Source organism: Corynebacterium sp. Marseille-P4611 (assembly GCF_916618765.1).
Lineage (GTDB): Bacteria > Actinomycetota > Actinomycetes > Mycobacteriales > Mycobacteriaceae > Corynebacterium > Corynebacterium marquesiae.
The window spans coordinates 1,210,943-1,228,014 of the sequence record NZ_CAKAKD010000001.1 but is presented as its reverse complement, the minus strand read 5'-3'; the positions used below and the strand labels follow the sequence as shown (position 1 = coordinate 1,228,014).

The following is a 17,072-nucleotide window of genomic DNA, read 5'->3' as shown; positions in this document are numbered from 1 at the left end:
GAGCGGATGGAATCGCGTCTCAATTAGCCCTGACGAGCCTTGAAACGGGGATCCTTCTTGTTGATCACGAAGACCTTACCGTGGCGGCGAATAACCTGGGCGCCCGGCTTCTTCTTCAGCGACCGAAGGGACTTACGGACCTTCATCGGGCGCTCCTTTCGTTATGCGCAATCTACATGCGGTTGAATAAGTAAAGCACGGACTGGGAATCCCCATCCATGACACGAGGAAAAATGTTACCTCACACGGCCGTCAATACCAAAACACTAAGGCTTCACGGGTGCGGACTCGCGCTCGTAGCGCGACTTCATCTCCTCGCCTACCTCATCCAGGCTACGTCCCATAGTCTCTGGAACCAAAACCTTGGTGTAGCCGATGGCAATGAGACCAAAGACTCCGAAGACGATAAACGCCACCGGGCCGGTCAGCCACTCCACTAGCGGCAGGAAGTACTGCGCCACGGCCCAGTTGGTGGCCCATAGCGAGAGTCCCGCAATGCCCATGCCTAGGCCGCGCACCTGCAGCGGCACCAGCTCGGAGATGAGTAGCCAGGTAGTGGGCGACACTGCAGCCTGCTGGAAGGCGATAAACAGCGCCATAAAGACCAACGAGACCATCGCCATGGCGGTGGAGTCCTGCGCATGGGAATAGGCAAAGGAGAGGATAAACAGCGAGACCACGTTGCCGGTCAGACCGGTAAGCAATAGTCGCTTTCGCCCAATGCGGTCCACGACCTTGAGCCCCACCCAGCAAGCCAGCACGGATACCGTGCCGATAACGATGGAGGTATAAACCGAGTTGGCCGTGGAAATCCCCACCTGGTTCATCATGGTCGGCGCGAAGTACACGATGGCGTTGACGCCGGTAATCTGCTGCGTCAGCCCCATCAGCATGGCAAGCAGCACCGTAATCTGCATCCACCGATTGGCCTTCAGCGCCTTCCATTCGGATCCGCTGGACTTTCGCGCGGTCTCCTGCGAGGTCAGCTCCGAAATATCCATCCCGGCGCGCCCGGCAATCTCCTGGGCGCTAGCCATGTGGCCGTTAGTAGCCAGCCATACCGGCGTCTCTGGCAGGAAAGCCATTCCGAGCGCCAGCGCTAGGCCCGGCACGGCGGCTAGGCCCAGCATCCACTCCCAGCTACCGGTAGAAGCCAGCGCGGAGTTGACCAGGTAGGCCATCAACTGGCCCACCACAATCGCTAGGGTATTGAGCGAGACCATGCGCCCGCGCACCTTGGCCGGCACGATCTCCGCGATGTACATGGGGGACACGATGGAGACTGCACCCACGGCAAAGCCCAAAAAGGTGCGTGCCGTTGCCAGCATTCCCACCGAGCCGGACAGGGCGCACCAGACGGAGCCCAGCACGAAAATGATGCCGCCGGCAATCAGCGTAAGCCGCCGGCCGAATCTATCGGCGATGCGCCCGGCCGTCAGCGCCCCTACTGCAGCACCCACGAGCAGCATCGAGGTCACCCAGCCCTCTTGGTGCGCGCTCATATCGAATGCGGGGCTAATAAAAAGCAAGGCACCGGACATCACGCCGGTGTCGTATCCAAATAGCAGCCCGCCCAGGGCCGCTATGCCAGCTACTACCTTGACATAAACTTCCTTATTCACAGCACAATATTGTGTCAGGCGGCTACCATGAACGTCATGTCGAACGATGCCAAAAATCTGCAGCAAACCATCATAAAAGCCCTGGGTGTGCGCCCCTTTATCGATCCAGAAGCCGAAGTGCAGCGCCGCGTGGATTTCCTGGTTGATTACCTGCGCACCACCGGCGCTAAAGGCTACGTGCTGGGTATCTCTGGCGGCCAGGACTCCACCTTGGCGGGAAAGCTTGCGCAGCTGGCGGTGGAGCGCGTCGACGGCGCGGAGTTTTGGGCCGTGCGCCTACCCCACGGCGTGCAGGCCGATGAGGACGATGCCCAGATTGCCTTAGATTTCATCCAGCCCGATCACCGCCCCACCGTCGATATCAAGCCGGCCACCCTGGCCCTCGACGAGCAGGTGGCGGATGCATTGCAGCTTGCCGACGTCACCGATTTCAACCGCGGCAATACCAAAGCGCGCCTGCGCATGACCGCCCAATACGCCATCGCAGGCGAGGTCGGCGCGCTAGTCATTGGCACCGACCATGCGGCGGAAAACGTCACCGCTTTCTTTACCAAGTGGGGCGATGGCGCGGCAGATCTCCTCCCTTTGGCCGGCCTCAATAAGCGCCAAGGTGCCGCCCTCCTGAAGCACCTCGGCGCCCCGCGCTCTACCTGGGAAAAGGTTCCCACCGCGGACTTGGAGGACGATAAGCCTCAGCTTCCTGACGAAGAGGCCCTCGGCGTCACCTACGCCCACATCGATGACTACCTAGAGGGCAAGACGGTTCCCGACGCCGCCCGCGAACGCATCGAAACCTTATGGCGCCGCGGTGCCCATAAGCGCATCATGCCGCAGGGGCCGAACCTTTAGCCCAGCGCCTCCAAGGTTGCGGCCGCCGCGCGCTCCAGCGGCCGGTTATAGCTAGCGCCGTGCGTAAGCGCATGCACCGCCAACGGGTGCAGTTGGTGCATGGGAATCCACTTCTCTATGTCCTTCGGCGCACCATACCCCTGGAAGATTTCCTCGAGGTACGGTGCCCCGAAAAGCGCCAACATCCCCAAATCCGTATGCGGGTGCCCACCATGGGCGGCGGGGTCAATCATGATGCCGCCGTCGGACCCAAAAAGCAGATTGCCCGCCCATAGATCGCCGTGGATGCGCGCCGGTGCCACATCCCAACTGCGCGCGGCGATGGCGTCGCAAGCACGCCTTACCAAGTCCAATTGCGCCGCACTTATCCCCGCAAGTTCCGCGAAGGGCAATACGCGCTGATTAACGTAGAACTCGCCCCAATTATCCGTCCGGATGCAGTCTTGCTCGATACTGCCGATGAAGTTTTTTCCTTCCCACCCGGTAGGAGGCGCGCCAAACGCTTCGGCTCCCGCACGGTGCATGCGAGCCAACTCCGCACCAAACTTCCTCGCCGCCTCCGGCGTGGGCATGACCTCGTCCACGCGCTCGGTAACGATTTCTAGCCCGTCGGCGCTCACGACGTTGACCACCGCGTCGGTGGCTTCCCCGAGCCACCGCAATCCGGCCGCCTCGGCACCTGCTTGATCCGTCTCGCGTACTCGCTTTGAAAAAGTCTGCATGTCACCCAGCCTAATCAGGCAAGGAAATTTTTAAAGCGCCGCGCGCTCGCGCGTGGGCAGCGCCATCATAAAGAGCAACGCAATCCCACCGAGCACGGGAATGAACCCAATCAGGCATAACAACCCCGTCCGCCCGGAATCATGCAAGCGCCGACACATCAAGGAAACGACTGGAATCACAAGCACCGCCTCTGCAATAGTCTCAATATCCACGCCAAAGTGCCGGTCGATAATGCCGATTGCCACAGAACTCAGCACGAGGAAGCCAAAGACCCACCAAAACTCACTCATGGACGCCCGGCCACGAAAGTTGAAGTACTTTACAAAGAACCTGCCTACCGCCTGTACAGGCGACGCCCCATAGAGCGCTTCGTGCGTAAAGAACCCTGTGGAATCACGATTCATTCTGCGCGCGAGCCCCCTTTGATGTTGACTGCATATACTCGGCTGCGCACCATGCTACCCACTTCCCATAAAGAAGGAGCAATGTACTCGGACGTCATCATCATCGGCGGTGGCTTTGCCGGCACCGCAGCCGCCATCACCTTGGCCCGCGCTAACCGAAATACTCAATTAATCGATTCCGGGGCTCCCCGCAATCGCTTTAGTGACCATGCCCACGGCATCCTTGGCCTCGATGGCGCGGCTCCTACCGAACTGCTTCAGCGCGGTCACACCGAGGTCAAGAAATTCGGCGGAACCATTACCCAGGGCTCGGTGGAGAAACTCACCCGTGTTTCCGAGCGCGAGCCTTGGCAGGCAAAACTTGCCAGCGGCGAGGTTCTCGAGTCCCGCCACGTTCTCATCGCGACGGGGCTCACGGACAAGCTCCCTGCAGTTCCCGGCCTCAGCGATTTGTGGGGCACCAGGGTCTTTCACTGCCCGTACTGCCATGGCTACGAAGTCACTGGGAAGAAGGTTGCGCTCATCGGCGGCGCGAATCCGCCTTTTACCATCCGGATCAGCAAGCTGCTGTCCAAGTGGTCGGACACGCTGACCTTCTATCCCAACGGCCTTGAGCTCACCGATCTTGATCGCACTCAACTCGCCGGATTGGGCGTAAAAGTAGTCGATGCAGAGGTGACACAGGTCCGGCCAGAGGAGACATCGTCAACCGGCGTAGTAGTGCAAAGCTCTACTGGAGAAGACACCTATGAAGCATGCTTTACCGGGCCCGATTTTCTGCCCAATGACGCACTGCTGCGGGATGCCGGTTGCGAATCGGCCAACGGGTGGGTCAGCGTAGAGCATGGCCAGACCTCGGTATCGCGCCTGTGGGCGGCCGGCAATGTGGTCAGCTCACCGGACCAAGTCTCGCAAGCGATGGGCAGCGGCGCGGCCGTGGGCATCGCCATCGATCAGCGCATGCTCGATGAAGACCTGGCGAAGCTCTAGCCCACCGCAATAAGATAAAGGAGAGGAACTAATGTTCCTCTCCTTTATATGGTGGAGCTAACGGGATTCGAACCCGTGACCCCCACACTGCCAGTGTGGTGCGCTACCAGCTGCGCCATAGCCCCTCAAACGAGGTGCAACCTTGTGGGCTGCAACTCGCTTAAATATACATGGAGGGTATTTAACTCTCCAAATCGCCTGCTACTGGGTGACGATCTCTACCCAATCACCCAGGTTCTTGCCGGCCTTTTGATCCTTTTCTGATGGAACATCCTTGCCATTTTGGACAATGCGCGGCGAAGAGACAGAGCCGGTTTCTTTATCCAGCTTGTCGTAGTTGGTCTTCGCCACCTTATTGCCCTGCTTGATGTCCACGTTCTTTATGGACTCAACGACATCATCTTCCGCACCAAGTTCCTTGGCTTTGTCAGCGATGTCTCCGGTCTCCCACTTATTAGCAACACTTTGTTGATTTTGCATGAGGAAGTCACGCAAATTCCAGTAGGTTTTGGCGTCGCCGGACTTTGCCAACTCCGACATAGCAGCAGCAGCCTTCGTAGAATACCCTTCTTGGGTTTCAATCTCCCTACCGTCTAGGAAGTTTAAGGTACGAACGTGTACAACAAGCTTTCCGTCCTCGATAGCCTGCTTCATTTTGCCATCAGTGGCCTGTGCCAATTCAGCGCAATGTGGACAGGAGTAATCTTCGTACAGATCCACCTCAGGGGTATCGTCTGTAGCATTCTCGCCCTTCAGCGTGATAGCGCCGTCGCTGTACTCCATCGTCATATTGACGTCTTCGATGCCATCATCGGACTGTTTACCGTTCCACACGATGTAGCCAATGACAACGGCAATGATGACGAGGAGTACGCCGACTCCCCAAATAAAACCGTTGCCGCCCTTGGCGTTAGGGTCAGTTACTTTGCTCATTTGAACCTTGCCTTTAAAAATCTTCGGACCAATTCAGCCTACCTTGCCCACCGTTTAGGGGTGAAGGGCAAACTTGGTGAAGGGGCGCTTGATGGTCCATAGGGTCAGGAATAGATATGCTGCGTCGCGCAGCAGCGTCTTCGCATAATCCATTCCGCGGTCGGGATTTTGGGCGTCATAGCCAAAGCAGCCACAGTCAATATCTAGTCCGCGGGCCCAGGCTTGTGCGATACCCACCATAAACAGCAGCAACACGCAGGTGGCCACGATGGAGGACTTTCGCAAAAACAGCCCGAGCAGCAAGAGCACGCCACCAATAACCTCCAGTGGGCCAATGACCGTTGCGAGGTAAAGAGCCCAATCAGGCGTAAAAATGTCATAGCCTTTAATGGCCTGGGTCATGTCTAAAGTTTTGCCGAGCTTATGCACGCCGGCGTCAATCCACACCCAGGCCATATAGAAACGGGCGATGAAGCTGATGACGTCGAGCACCAGCTTCCCATTAATCTTGCTACTCATGAGGTTGAGTGTAGCGTTAAACCCCTAATACATGGGAAACAACTGCCTGTGCTTCTGCTTGCACCTGCTTGAGATGTTCCTCACCCAAGAAAGATTCGGCATAGATTTTGTATTTATCTTCAGTGCCGGAAGGACGAGCGGCGAACCAAGCATTTTCCGTCGCTACCTTCAGGCCGCCAATGGCCGCACCGTTGCCGGGTGCCTCCGTCAGCTTGGCCACGATGTCTTCGCCCGCCAGTTCCGTGGCGGAAACTTTTTCAGGAGACAGCTTCTTGAGGATGGCTTTCTGCTCGCGGTTCGCGGGGGCGTCGGTGCGAGCATAGGCTGGGGCGCCAAATTTCTCCGCCAGTTCTGCATAACGCTGGGACGGAGTCTTGCCGGTGACGGCGGTAATCTCCGCGGCGAGCAGGTCCATAATGATGCCGTCCTTATCGGTGGACCACACGGAGCCATCGAAGCGCAGGAAAGACGCCCCGGCGGATTCCTCACCACCGAAACCAATGGCGCCTTCGACCAATCCCGGAACAAACCACTTGGAGCCGACGGGAACCTCCACCAATTCGCGACCCAAGCTTTCCACCACGCGGTCAATCATGGAGGAGGACACCAGGGTCTTTCCCACACCGGCATTTCCCCACTGCGGGCGGTGACTAAAGAGGTACTCGATAGCCACGGCAAGGTAGTGATTGGGGTTCATCAGGCCGGCATCGGGAGTGACAATGCCATGGCGGTCCGCATCGGCGTCGTTGCCGGTGGCAAGGTCGAACTTAGAGCGGGCGTCGATAAGCGAGGCCATAGCATCCGGCGAAGAACAATCCATGCGGATCTTGCCGTCCGTATCCAAGGTCATAAAGCGGAAAGTGGAATCCACCTCCGGATTCACAACCGTCATATTGAGCTCGTAATGGTCCGCAATGGCCTGCCAATAATCCACGGAGGCACCACCCATGGGATCTGCGCCGATGCGCAGGCCGGAATCTTTAATAGCCTGCATATCCACCACATTCTTAAGGTCAGCCACGTAGTTGTGTACGTAGTCATGCTTGATGCAGCGCTCGTCCAGCACGCCGTCGACAGGCGTTCGCTTGACGCCCTCCAGCTCAGCGTGCAAGTACTCGTTCGCGCGGTCAGCAATCCAATCGGTAGCCTGAGCGCCGGCCGGGCCGCCGGTAGGCGGGTTGTATTTGAAACCGCCATCGCGGGGAGGATTATGGGACGGGGTAATCACGATGCCATCGGTGCCAGGGTTAGTCAGGATTGCATGGGAGACCGCCGGCGTCGGCGTGTAGCGACCGCGCTCGTCGACGCGAACCTCCAAACCGTTGGCTAGCAGCACCTCAAGGGCGGAAACCATGGCAGGCTCGGAGAGCGCATGCGTATCGCGGCCGATGAAAATCGCCCCAGCAACGCCTTGTTCCGCACGGTAATCCACAATGGCCTGGGTAATCGCTAGGATATGAGCCTCATTAAAAGCGCAATCGAGCGCGGAGCCGCGGTGGCCAGAGGTTCCGAAGGACACCTGCTGATCCGGGTTATCCGCATCCGGGGTACGGGTGTAATAGGCGGTGACCAATTCTGCAATATCAATAAGATCCGTGGGTTGTGCCAGTGTGCCGGCGCGCTCGTGGGCCATAGCGTGCTCCTTAGAAGTGGGGACGACGTATATATCCAGCTTGCCTGCTCTTCCGCGTTTGCGCAGGACGGATATTCCCCCGGCTGGGGGTATAGGCAAATTTACTCTATTTCTATAGTTCGCTAGATTTACAGAATGGACTCGCTTAATTCCATCCTCTCCGCCATCAGCACTGTGGTGTGGGGACCGTTCATCCTCATTCCCCTCCTGCTGGGAACCGGCCTGTGGCTGACCATTCGTTTGGGAGGACTCCAATTCCGAGCGCTGGGCCGCGCGATGCGTCACATCTTTGCCACAGACTCTGACGATGAGTCCACCGAGGGTGATATTTCCAATTATCAGGCGCTGACCACCGCCCTTGCCGCGACCGTAGGCGTGGGAAATATCGTAGGTGTGGCCACTGCACTGTCCATCGGCGGCCCTGGCGCACTGGTATGGATCTGGATTACTGGCCTCGTAGGCATGGCTTCCAAGTACACCGAGGCCTACCTGGGCGTGCGTTTTCGCACCACGGATTCCAAGGGCGAGATGTCCGGTGGGCCACAGCAGTACCTGAAGCGTGGCATCCCCGGACCACTCGGATCGGTACTAGCAGTATTCTTTGCCATCTTTGCAATTTGCGCGTCCTTTGGCATCGGCAACCTCGCCCAAGCCAATGCTGTGGCCACCAATATGGAATCGACGTTCGGCATCGCCCCGGCGGCCACCGGCGCGATCCTCTTCGTCCTGGTGGGCTCCGTGCTCCTCGGCGGAATCCAGGCCATTGGGCGCATTACCGCCGCCTTCGTCCCGTTGATGATCATCGTCTACGTCCTGGGCGGGCTCTATGTGATCTTCTCGCACGCCACGGAGATCCCCGCAGCCTTCGCCATGATCTTCAGCGATGCCTTCACCGGCACCGCCGCAGGTGGCGGGTTCGTGGGCTCCACCATCATGATGGCCATTCAATACGGTGTGGCCCGCGGCATTTTCTCCAATGAGTCCGGCATGGGCTCCGCCGCCATCGCCGCCGCGGCCGCCAAAACCCCGCACCCAGCGCGCCAGGGGTTAGTATCGATGACCCAGACCTTCATCGACACCATCATCGTGGTCACCATCACCGGCTTGGTCATTGTTGTAGGCGGCACCTGGGATATGGGCCGCGACGAGGCCGGAATCATGACGGCCGAGGCCTTCTCCCGCGTACTACCGGGAGATTGGGGCGGCACCATCGTTTCGCTCTCCATTATTTTCTTTGCCTTTTCCACCATCATGGCCTGGGCGTATTACGGCGAGCGTTCCCTGGAATCCCTGTGCGGGCGCAAAGCTTCCATCCCCTACCGCATGTTCTTTGCCTGTCTCCTTTTTGTCGGCTCCGTCTCGGAACTCGAGCTCGCTTGGACCTTGTCCGATCTGGCTAACGGTCTCATCGCCATCCCGAACCTCATTGGCTTGCTCCTCCTCTCCGGCCTTGTGGCCCGCGAGACCAAGGCCTACCTAGCCTTCGACCCCAATCTCAACAAGCCAGTGGATGAGGTGCGCGCGTTCGTAGAGTCCCAAGGGATGAACTGGAAGTAACATAGGCCGCATGCCTCAATTCCTCGTCGTGGGTGCTGGCGCTGCGCTCGGTGCGGCTGCCAGATACTTGCTTTCCGTAGCGCTCGGCGGCGGCATGCTCCCGCTGCTCCTTATCAATGTCCTCGGCAGTGCCCTAATGGGATATTTCCGCCCCAGCCCATTTTGGGGCACCGGCGTGCTCGGCGGTTTCACTAGCTTTGCCACCTTCGCTTTCCTGACTTCCGAGGCCCATTGGACCATCGCTTTAGCCTATGCCCTAGCCACCATTGGCGGCTGCGTGGGCGGCTACCTGGCAGGTGACAAGCTGCGATGAATCTTCTGTGCGTCCTTCTCGGCGGCTTCATCGGCGGTAGCCTGCGCTATGGCTTTGCCCGGCTTATACCCGCCCCCTACTGCACCTTCGTGGCGAATATTTTGGGCTCCCTCGCCATTGGCCTGGCCTATGGTTTCGCCCAGCTTGCCGACGTCCCCCTTATCCACCCCTTCCTCGCCCTCGGCCTCGCCGGCGGCCTTTCCACCTGGTCCACATTGGCGAAAGAACTGGGCGAAATGGTCAAACGTAAGCAGTGGTGGCGACTGTGCAAGTACCTCTTCTGGACCATTGGCCTCGGCATCGTTTTAGCCTGGCGCGGCACCATCTGGGCGGCCCGCATTTATCACGGGTTTTAAGGGTAAACTCCCAGCTAACTGGCAGTTACTTTTGGCTTGCTCAAGCTTAATATTTTCCGCGTGAGTTTCCTTTTGAATCTGCCTTTGGCGGATCCCATCAATGGAGTGATCTTCTACGCCATCCTCGCGATTGCGGGCATTATCATTCTCCTCCAACGCAAGGTATGGCCGCTGGTCATCGCGGCCCTGCTGTGCGTCATCGCTTGGTACTTTCTCCGGCACTGGCAAGTGCCGTGGTACATCTTCCTCGCAGCTTTCATCCCCGTAGCGGCAGTGGTGCGCAAACCCAAGATTGTCACGGTCACCGCCGGAATCTTTTCCCTTTTGGCTATGGTCGGCATCGTCAACATGGAGTACCAAACCTATCCAGATATTGCGTCCCTTGACCCGCGCCCTGTGGCAAAGGAAATGAACTACGAAGAGTTTTCCCACACCAAATCTGGTGCAGCCATCGTCCATGTCGATCTTCCCGGCACCACCTCCCATTTCTCCGCCCGCCAAGCTACGGCATATATCCCGCCTGCATACTGGACGGACCACACCCTGCCCGTCATCGTCCTCCTGCACGGCAACCCGGGCGGCCCGGAGCAGTGGTTCGGTTCAGGAGAGGCTGCCGAAACCGCGGACCAATTCCAGGCGGCGAATGGAGGCCGCAGCCCCATCGTCGTTGCCGTAGACGCCACCGGCTCTGAAACCGCCAATCCCATTTGCGCCGATAGCTCCCAGGCCAGGGTAATGACCTACCTCAGCCAGGACGTACCACAAGCCATTAAGCAAAAATTCAAAGTCAACCCGGATCAGCGCACTTGGACCGTGGGCGGATTAAGCTACGGCGGCACCTGCTCCCTGCAGATCGCTACCAACCGCCCTGAAGCCTATGGTTCCATCATCGACATTTCCGGCGAAGCCGAGCCCACCATTGGCAACCACGCGGCAACAGTGAAGAAATTCTTCGCTGGCGACGAGTCCGCCTTCAATGACCAGGATCCCTCCCACTTGCTCGCCCACAAGCGCTACTCCGCCCAGGCCATCTTCATCGCTGGCGATAAGGACACAGCTTCCGTCAACGCCCTGCGCTCGCTTTCCGACGCCGCCCGCAACGCTGGCATGAAAACATACTTCGGCACCCGCCCCGGCGGCCACTCCTTTCAGGTGTGGCGCCCAGCTCTGCGCGAATCTTTCGCTTGGGCCGCCCGTCGCGGTGGCATGACAGCGATTAAGGATCCCTTCGACGGAATTGGAGCCAACGATGTCCGTTCTTAAAACCATCCTGACCAGGTTTCCTGTTTCCCTGTCCATCTTAGTCATCATGTGGGCGCTCCACCTAGTGGAATTCCCCACCTCCCACTGGCTGGCGCTGACTACCGCGCACCCCGGCGGCGCCATTATCTTGTCAGCGCTCATCGTGCTATGGCTCGTACCCGCAGAATGGCGCTTGGGGTCCTTGCGTACATTGGCGGTAGGAGTTGTCTCCCAGCTCATCAGCGTCCCACTGTCCATCGTCCTTGCCCGCGGCATTGAGACCGTAGGCCTAAATCGATGGGGAAATGACTTATTGAGCGATACCTTCCTCACCCCTATCGGCTTCATCGCCGGTGCCGCCGGTTTTGCCTCCGCTTTACTCCCCCGCTTATGGCGCCGCCGTCTGCGCGTTTCGCTTATCGTGCTTACCACCACTTTTGTGTTCTATTCCGGCACCATGTCAGACGTTCTCGGCATCGTCGCCGCCACTCTTTCTATTACGGCTGGCCAATTACTCTTTAAGCCCGAATCCGCACCACCTTCCATCAGGGAGCATCGCGTGCTCCTCGCCGTCGGTGTCGCCTGCGTAGCCATTGGCCCCGCCTTCGTGGCACTCGACCCCATGGCCGAAGGTCCTTTCTCCCAAATCACACAGCTCCTGTGGGCGCCACACCTTTCTGCTCTGGAGGCGACCCAAGTCTGCACAGATTCGCTAACTTCTACCAGCTGCACCGCAGCAGTCGATCTTGCCCGTGCCCAAGGCATCGGCGCCTTGGTAGCCAATATCATGCCGTTCATCATCCAGCTGGTGGTGTGCTTTGGTCTCATGCGCGGCCGCGTGCTCGCGTGGTGGATGGCGGTTATCACTCAAATACTGGCCATCGCCTTGCTGACCTACCAGCTTTGGGACGATTCCCGCCTGAGCTACCTTCTGCCCAACCTCGTGCTCGTCATCCTGCCCTGGCTCTTGGCACTGTTCATGCTGCTTATCAATCGTTCGCTCTTCCGGATCCGGGAAAACCGCACGTTTTTCACCCGCACTATTGCCTTCGCTATACTTGCCGCCGCTCTCGGTGCGGGCTTGTGGATCCTTACCGCCTCGTTGCACAACACCGTTCCCCCAGCGAATCTTGCCGACATCCTCGCAGAAACCCCATTGCGTTTCGTTCCGGCCGTCGTTGCGTTTATCCTCCCCCACCACGTCGCGCCGGCAACGATGTTTTCCTGGTTCATCTACCTATGGGTTGGAAACGCCTTCTGGATGCTTCTGGCAGTCCGGCTCTACCTCGGCTTTTCTCGCCCTGTTAACCCTGCACTAGAGTCCGACCGCGGCACCGCGCGGCGCTTACTCGAAGCCGGTACCGGTGATCATCTTTCCTTTATGACGCTGTGGAAATCCAACCGGTACTTCTTCCACGGCGACTCCTATGTGGCGTATCGAGTCTCCAATGGCATCGCCCTCACGCTGGGCGCCCCCGTCGGCCGCGATATCAGCGCTGAGTTCGAGCGCTTTGCTACCGAACAAGGCTGGGCCGTGGCGTGGTATTCCGTCAACGCGCAGTTCGCCGATGCTCACCCGCAGTTCAAACGCCTTCAAGTTGCAGAAGAAGCAGTTCTCAACTGCGAGTCCGTGGAATTCAAAGGAAAGAAATTCCAAAATGTGCGCACTGCACGAAATAAAGCCGAGAAAGAAGGGATTAGCACTCGGTGGACCACCTGGGAGGAGCTAGATATTACCTCTATCGCCCGCATTAGCGCACTAAGCGAGGACTGGGTCTCCGACAAGGCCCTGCCCGAGATGGGCTTCACCCTCGGCGGCTTAGAAGAAATGATGGTGAACGGCACCCGGGTTTTGCTCGCTGAGTCCGCCGATGGCACTTTGCATGGTGTGACCAGTTGGATGCCGGTATACGAAGATGGTGCTATTGCCGGCTACGTTCTCGACGTCATGCGCCGCAACGAGCACGGCTTTAAGGGAGTAATTGAGCTCCTCATCTCAGAGGCTATGCTCATTGCCCAGTCCGAAGGCCTTGCCTGGATCTCCTTGTCCGGTGCGCCTTTGGCCGGACAGCCAGACGATCCTAGCTGGCTCGACGTCGCCCTCAATCGCATTGGAGAAGAAGTCGAACCGCTCTACGGCTTCCGCACCCTCGCGGCCAGCAAGCGCAAATTTCAGCCCGAAGAGCACCCGTGGTACCTGTGCTATCACGATGAATTGAAGCTTCCTGCCATCGCGCTGGCCACCATGCACGCCTACCTGCCCGAGATGAAGACCAAGGATGCAATATCGGCGTTCAAAGCGTGGATGGCCGCATAAAAAGCAATAAGGCCTTCCCTCGTCGTGTGATGAGGGGAGGCCTTAGACTATGCAGCTAGTCAGCGATTGCTTCTAATGGCGGCGTCTTCGCCGCGCGGTGCGACGGCCATACTGCCGCGATAATACCCACGATGGCCGAGCCCACCAACATGATGAGCACCATCGCCCACGGAATCTGCGCAGAGTCCAACCCCTCATCGCCGAGGATCTCAATGAAGGACCAGCCCAAGCCGAGACCAATGAGGATGCCCATCACCGCGCCAAAGAGCGCGATCTGCACGGACTCCAGGGTAATCATCGTGCGGATCTGGCGGCGTTGCGTACCCACGGCACGCAACATGCCGATCTCCTGGCGGCGCTCAATAACACCCAGGGTCAAGGTATTGACAATTCCCAGCACGGCAATAATCACCGCAAGGGCAAGCAGGCCATACAGGATGGAAAGCATCTGGTCGATAAAGCCAGCCGCCTGGCCGGCATACTCCTCACCAGAATTAACCTGAACCACGACCAAATCCTTGACCGCATCCTCCAGATTATGGCGCAGTTCTTCCTTGTCATAGCCTTCTTGGCCCAAGACGCCCACCATTTGGACGGTAAAGGACCTCTCCGGCGCAACCTTCTCAGCCACATCCTGCGAGAGCACCATGTTCTGCACTACATCGGTGGGCTTAAAGGTACCGACCAGCTTCGCCTCGGCCTTCTTGTCCTTTTCCGCAGAAGTAACCTTGTAGGTCTCTCCTACCTTCCAGCCGTGTTCCTTGGCAAAGTCCTCGGTAGCAATGAAGCCCTTCTCCAAGTTGGCATCACCCTCGACCATATCGAGCGCAATCATCGACGACGGATCTCCATCCGCAGTCATCGTTTGCTGGAATTGTGGACCATAATCCATCGATGCCTGACCATCGACGGCCACCGGAGCCATACCGACGGTAATCACCTTATCGACGCCCTCGGCCTCCGCCGCGCGTTTACCCGTGTCCTTCGGCGTCGGGAACTCACCAGAGCTAGGACCGGAAAGCAGGTAATCAGAGGTGATGTTTTGCTCCACGGTATCGGCCACGGAGGACTTCATAGTTGCGCCCAGCATGCCAATAGCGGTCACTAGGGCCACACCCAAAGTCAGCGCGAAGGCAGTGGCGGCGGTGCGGCGCGGATTGCGACGAGAGTTGGTAGCCGCCAACGAACCGATGGCGCCGAACGGCTTACCGATTGCCTTGCCCACCGTCGGCACCAAAGGCAGCGACAAAGCAGGGCCGACTAGGAAGAATCCCACGATGACACCGAATGCGCCGACGCCGACGAGGATGGCGCGGACGTTCGTCTCGCCGTCGGAAAGCACGCCTGCCAACGCCGCAACAATACCCACCAGCAAGATAATGGCACCGAAAATCGTGCGTACCTTCAGGGAAGTTCCGGAAGCAGATTCGGTAGTGCGCATTGCCTCAACCGGCTGCACGCGGCCCGCGCGCCGTGCCGGCGCCCACGCAGATACAACCGTCACGATAGTGCCCAAAATGATTGGAACTACGATTGCCGAAACGCTCAGGCCCAAGCCGCCATCGAGAGGCATTCCCTGCGCGCTCATGACTGCCTTAATGATTGCGACCAACCCCATACCAGCAACTACGCCAACTATGGACCCCAGAACACCAACGATGGCGGACTCCACCACCACCGAGTTTGTGATCTGGCGACGGGAAGCACCCAGCGCACGCAAGAGAGCAAACTCCTTGGTGCGCTGTGCGACAATCATCGAGAAAGTATTTGCAATGATGAAGGTGCCCACCAGCAGCGCAATTAGGCCGAACGCGATGAGGAAGTAATTGATGAACTTCAAAGCAGAAGACATCATCTCCGAGGTCTCCTCAGCCAGGCGCTCACCCGACTCCGCTTCGACTTCATACTTCTCATTCAGGTGGTCCACCAAGGCATTCGCATCCACTCCATCGGCTGCAGAAACCTTGAGCTGGCTCGGCTCACCGTAGCGCTCCAGGTAATCCTTTTCAGCCATGCTCAGCACGATGCTCTCGCCCTGGTCGACCGCGGGCTCCGAGATGCCAGAAACCGTCACCGTATCCTGCTCATCAGGGTGAACCACAGTCAGCTTCTGGCCCACGGAAATGTCGTATTTGTCGGCCGCGGAAGAGTTGACGAGGACCTCGTTCTTACCGCTAGGCTCCTCGCCCTCCTTCAGCTCATCGGCGCCACCAACGACCTTGTCTTCTGGGTAGAACGGGACAACGCTGGCCGTGCCGCCCTGGGTTTGATAGGCCTCCGAGTTCTCATCGGCCGCGACAACGGTCTCCGAATCCGCGATATTGATGTTCTTGACATCCTTATCGTCGGCCAACTTTTGGCGCAACTTGTCATCCAGTTTCGCGCCATTGTCGTCCTTTTGGCTCACCACTGCATCCACGCCGCGGAACTGATTATCCACGGCGGAGTCAAACGTAGACTTCAGCGAATTGGTAAACATAAACGAGCCGGCAATAAACGCAGTGCCCAAAACCACCGCAAGAATCGTCAGCCCAAGGCGCAACTTATGCGCCACAATATTACGCAGAGATACTCTGCGCATTGCGTTTCCGCGTGCCATTTAGCCCTCAATCTCCGCCATTACCTGGTGAATGGCCTCCATCGTCGGATTGTGCAACTCATTCACAAGCTTGCCGTCAGCAAGGAAAACCACCCGGTCCGCATACGAGGCGGCCTTGGCATCGTGCGTCACGATGACCACTGTTTGGTTGTCTTTATCCACCGCGGTTCGCAAAATGTCGAGCACCTCGGCCGAAGAATTCGAATCCAGGTTGCCCGTTGGCTCATCGCCGAAGATGATTTCCGGCCGAGAAACCAATGCACGAGCACAGGCCACGCGCTGCTGCTGTCCGCCAGACAATTCAGCTGGGCGGTGTTCCAGGCGCTCCGCTAGGCCAAGGCGGTTAGTGACCTCCTCAAACCACTGCTTATCGACGTCCTTACCCGCAATATCCGTAGGCAGCGTAATGTTTTCCGCCGCAGTCAGCGTGGGCACAAGGTTAAAGGACTGGAAAATAAAGCCCAGCCGGTCACGACGCAGCGACGTAATGTCTTTATCATTGAGCGCAGAAATATCGGTATCACCGATAAATGCTGATCCGGAGGTCGCTGAATCGAGACCAGCCATGGTGTGCATCAGCGTCGACTTACCGGAACCCGATGGGCCCATGATCGCAGTGAATTCGTTCCTACCGAAATCAATGGATACATGATCAAGAGCGACGACGGCTGTGTCATCGCTTCCGTATTGCTTAAACAAGTCAACGGCGCGAGCCGCAGCATCAGTCATGAGACAAGTTCTCCTTGTAAATGGGAAATTACCAATTTAAGTCTAGCGACCGTGGTCTCCGGCCGACATCATCCCTGAGGAGGAAAACGGCATGCGAGAAGCCGGCACGACCGTTCTCCTGGTCACAACACCGCAGGCTCCGGTCTACTCCCTAGCCCTCCCTTCTTTTTGTTCTTTGTTGTTGTAGTGCGAGGTATTGGGCCCAGGTGTGGTTCCAGTGGGCTTGGGAGGTCGCTAGTGGTCCGGTGGCGTGGTCTAGTTGGTAGGTGCCGTCGTGGTGGAGCCA

General features: G+C 58.2%; 16 protein-coding genes and 1 tRNA gene. 7 read left to right on the top strand and 10 right to left on the bottom strand.

The window, feature by feature from the left end:
* Positions 1-23 precede the first annotated feature (23 nt).
* Entirely contained in the window at positions 24-146 is a 123-nt protein-coding gene (gene ykgO, locus LG376_RS05950) for a type B 50S ribosomal protein L36 (protein WP_003847162.1), read from the bottom strand.
* Between the two features lie 120 nt (positions 147-266).
* The gene (locus LG376_RS05945) at positions 267-1,622 is read right to left on the bottom strand and encodes a sugar porter family MFS transporter (protein ID WP_049378439.1); all 1,356 of its coding nucleotides are present in this window, start codon (positions 1,620-1,622) and stop codon (positions 267-269) included.
* A 27-nt stretch (positions 1,623-1,649) separates the two neighbouring features.
* Between LG376_RS05945 and nadE the strand changes: the two genes are divergently transcribed.
* Positions 1,650-2,471, top strand: a complete 822-nt coding sequence (gene nadE, locus LG376_RS05940) for an ammonia-dependent NAD(+) synthetase (protein ID WP_225746486.1) — start codon at positions 1,650-1,652, stop codon at positions 2,469-2,471.
* On the opposite strand, the gene LG376_RS05935 is transcribed toward nadE, so the two are convergent.
* On the bottom strand, positions 2,468-3,193 hold the full coding sequence (locus tag LG376_RS05935; protein ID WP_225746485.1) for a fructosamine kinase family protein: 726 nt from the start codon (positions 3,191-3,193) through the stop codon (positions 2,468-2,470). The two genes, nadE and LG376_RS05935, sit on opposite strands and share 4 nt — an antisense overlap.
* A gap of 30 nt (positions 3,194-3,223) precedes the next feature.
* Positions 3,224-3,484 (bottom strand): DUF805 domain-containing protein, encoded by a 261-nt coding sequence (locus LG376_RS05930; RefSeq protein WP_255632128.1) that lies wholly within the window; start codon positions 3,482-3,484, stop codon positions 3,224-3,226.
* A 195-nt stretch (positions 3,485-3,679) separates the two neighbouring features.
* On the opposite strand from LG376_RS05930, the gene LG376_RS05925 reads away from it, so the two are divergent.
* Complete coding sequence (locus tag LG376_RS05925; protein ID WP_225746483.1) at positions 3,680-4,588, top strand: NAD(P)/FAD-dependent oxidoreductase; 909 nt, start codon at positions 3,680-3,682, stop codon at positions 4,586-4,588.
* Between the two features lie 49 nt (positions 4,589-4,637).
* Here LG376_RS05925 and LG376_RS05920 read toward each other — a convergent pair.
* From LG376_RS05920 to pgm, 4 genes are all read right to left on the bottom strand, one after another.
* Positions 4,638-4,713, bottom strand: a tRNA-Ala gene (locus LG376_RS05920).
* Between the two features lie 76 nt (positions 4,714-4,789).
* Positions 4,790-5,521, bottom strand: a complete 732-nt coding sequence (locus LG376_RS05915) for a thioredoxin domain-containing protein (RefSeq protein WP_225746482.1) — start codon at positions 5,519-5,521, stop codon at positions 4,790-4,792.
* 54 nt (positions 5,522-5,575) lie between these two features.
* A complete protein-coding gene (locus tag LG376_RS05910; protein WP_225746481.1) occupies positions 5,576-6,040 on the bottom strand; it encodes a MauE/DoxX family redox-associated membrane protein in 465 nt (154 codons plus the stop codon).
* A 16-nt stretch (positions 6,041-6,056) separates the two neighbouring features.
* Positions 6,057-7,673: a phosphoglucomutase (alpha-D-glucose-1,6-bisphosphate-dependent) gene (pgm, locus tag LG376_RS05905; protein ID WP_225746480.1), complete on the bottom strand. Its 1,617-nt coding sequence runs from the start codon at positions 7,671-7,673 to the stop codon at positions 6,057-6,059.
* 135 nt (positions 7,674-7,808) lie between these two features.
* Here pgm and LG376_RS05900 point away from each other — a divergent pair, with 135 nt between their 5' ends.
* The 5 genes from LG376_RS05900 to LG376_RS05880 are packed head-to-tail and all read left to right on the top strand — an operon-like array spanning position 7,809 to position 13,458.
* Entirely contained in the window at positions 7,809-9,230 is a 1,422-nt protein-coding gene (locus LG376_RS05900) for a sodium:alanine symporter family protein (protein WP_225746479.1), read from the top strand.
* A 10-nt stretch (positions 9,231-9,240) separates the two neighbouring features.
* Positions 9,241-9,543, top strand: a complete 303-nt coding sequence (locus tag LG376_RS05895) for a fluoride efflux transporter family protein (RefSeq protein WP_225746478.1) — start codon at positions 9,241-9,243, stop codon at positions 9,541-9,543.
* Positions 9,540-9,899, top strand: a complete 360-nt coding sequence (locus tag LG376_RS05890; RefSeq protein WP_225746477.1) for a CrcB family protein — start codon at positions 9,540-9,542, stop codon at positions 9,897-9,899. The genes LG376_RS05895 and LG376_RS05890 overlap by 4 nt, the downstream gene beginning before the upstream one ends.
* Before the next feature lie 60 nt (positions 9,900-9,959).
* Positions 9,960-11,162 carry an alpha/beta hydrolase family protein gene (locus LG376_RS05885; RefSeq protein WP_065422228.1) on the top strand — a complete coding sequence of 401 codons (1,203 nt, stop codon included), beginning with the start codon at positions 9,960-9,962 and terminating at the stop codon, positions 11,160-11,162.
* The gene (locus LG376_RS05880; protein WP_225746476.1) at positions 11,149-13,458 is read left to right on the top strand and encodes a bifunctional lysylphosphatidylglycerol flippase/synthetase MprF; all 2,310 of its coding nucleotides are present in this window, start codon (positions 11,149-11,151) and stop codon (positions 13,456-13,458) included. The genes LG376_RS05885 and LG376_RS05880 overlap by 14 nt, the downstream gene beginning before the upstream one ends.
* Positions 13,459-13,513: 55 nt before the next feature.
* Here LG376_RS05880 and LG376_RS05875 read toward each other — a convergent pair whose 3' ends face one another.
* A complete protein-coding gene (locus tag LG376_RS05875; RefSeq protein WP_225746475.1) occupies positions 13,514-16,057 on the bottom strand; it encodes an ABC transporter permease in 2,544 nt (847 codons plus the stop codon).
* Entirely contained in the window at positions 16,058-16,786 is a 729-nt protein-coding gene (locus tag LG376_RS05870; RefSeq protein ID WP_225746474.1) for an ABC transporter ATP-binding protein, read from the bottom strand.
* Between the last annotated feature and the right edge of the window lie 286 nt (positions 16,787-17,072).

Excerpts from the sequence above, each read along its gene's own strand:
- ykgO (WP_003847162.1), bottom strand. The coding sequence starts at position 146 with ATGAAGGTCCGTAAGTCCCTTCGGTCGCTGAAGAAGAAGCCGGGCGCC.
- LG376_RS05890 (WP_225746477.1), top strand. The coding sequence starts at position 9,540 with ATGAATCTTCTGTGCGTCCTTCTCGGCGGCTTCATCGGCGGTAGCCTG.
- LG376_RS05875 (WP_225746475.1), bottom strand. The coding sequence starts at position 16,057 with ATGGCACGCGGAAACGCAATGCGCAGAGTATCTCTGCGTAATATTGTG.
- LG376_RS05900 (WP_225746479.1), top strand. The coding sequence starts at position 7,809 with ATGGACTCGCTTAATTCCATCCTCTCCGCCATCAGCACTGTGGTGTGG.
- LG376_RS05880 (WP_225746476.1), top strand. The coding sequence starts at position 11,149 with ATGTCCGTTCTTAAAACCATCCTGACCAGGTTTCCTGTTTCCCTGTCC.
- pgm (WP_225746480.1), bottom strand. The coding sequence starts at position 7,673 with ATGGCCCACGAGCGCGCCGGCACACTGGCACAACCCACGGATCTTATT.
- LG376_RS05925 (WP_225746483.1), top strand. The coding sequence starts at position 3,680 with ATGTACTCGGACGTCATCATCATCGGCGGTGGCTTTGCCGGCACCGCA.
- LG376_RS05910 (WP_225746481.1), bottom strand. The coding sequence starts at position 6,040 with ATGAGTAGCAAGATTAATGGGAAGCTGGTGCTCGACGTCATCAGCTTC.
- LG376_RS05895 (WP_225746478.1), top strand. The coding sequence starts at position 9,241 with ATGCCTCAATTCCTCGTCGTGGGTGCTGGCGCTGCGCTCGGTGCGGCT.
- LG376_RS05870 (WP_225746474.1), bottom strand. The coding sequence starts at position 16,786 with ATGACTGATGCTGCGGCTCGCGCCGTTGACTTGTTTAAGCAATACGGA.
- LG376_RS05915 (WP_225746482.1), bottom strand. The coding sequence starts at position 5,521 with ATGAGCAAAGTAACTGACCCTAACGCCAAGGGCGGCAACGGTTTTATT.
- LG376_RS05930 (WP_255632128.1), bottom strand. The coding sequence starts at position 3,484 with ATGAGTGAGTTTTGGTGGGTCTTTGGCTTCCTCGTGCTGAGTTCTGTG.
- LG376_RS05935 (WP_225746485.1), bottom strand. The coding sequence starts at position 3,193 with ATGCAGACTTTTTCAAAGCGAGTACGCGAGACGGATCAAGCAGGTGCC.
- nadE (WP_225746486.1), top strand. The coding sequence starts at position 1,650 with ATGAACGTCATGTCGAACGATGCCAAAAATCTGCAGCAAACCATCATA.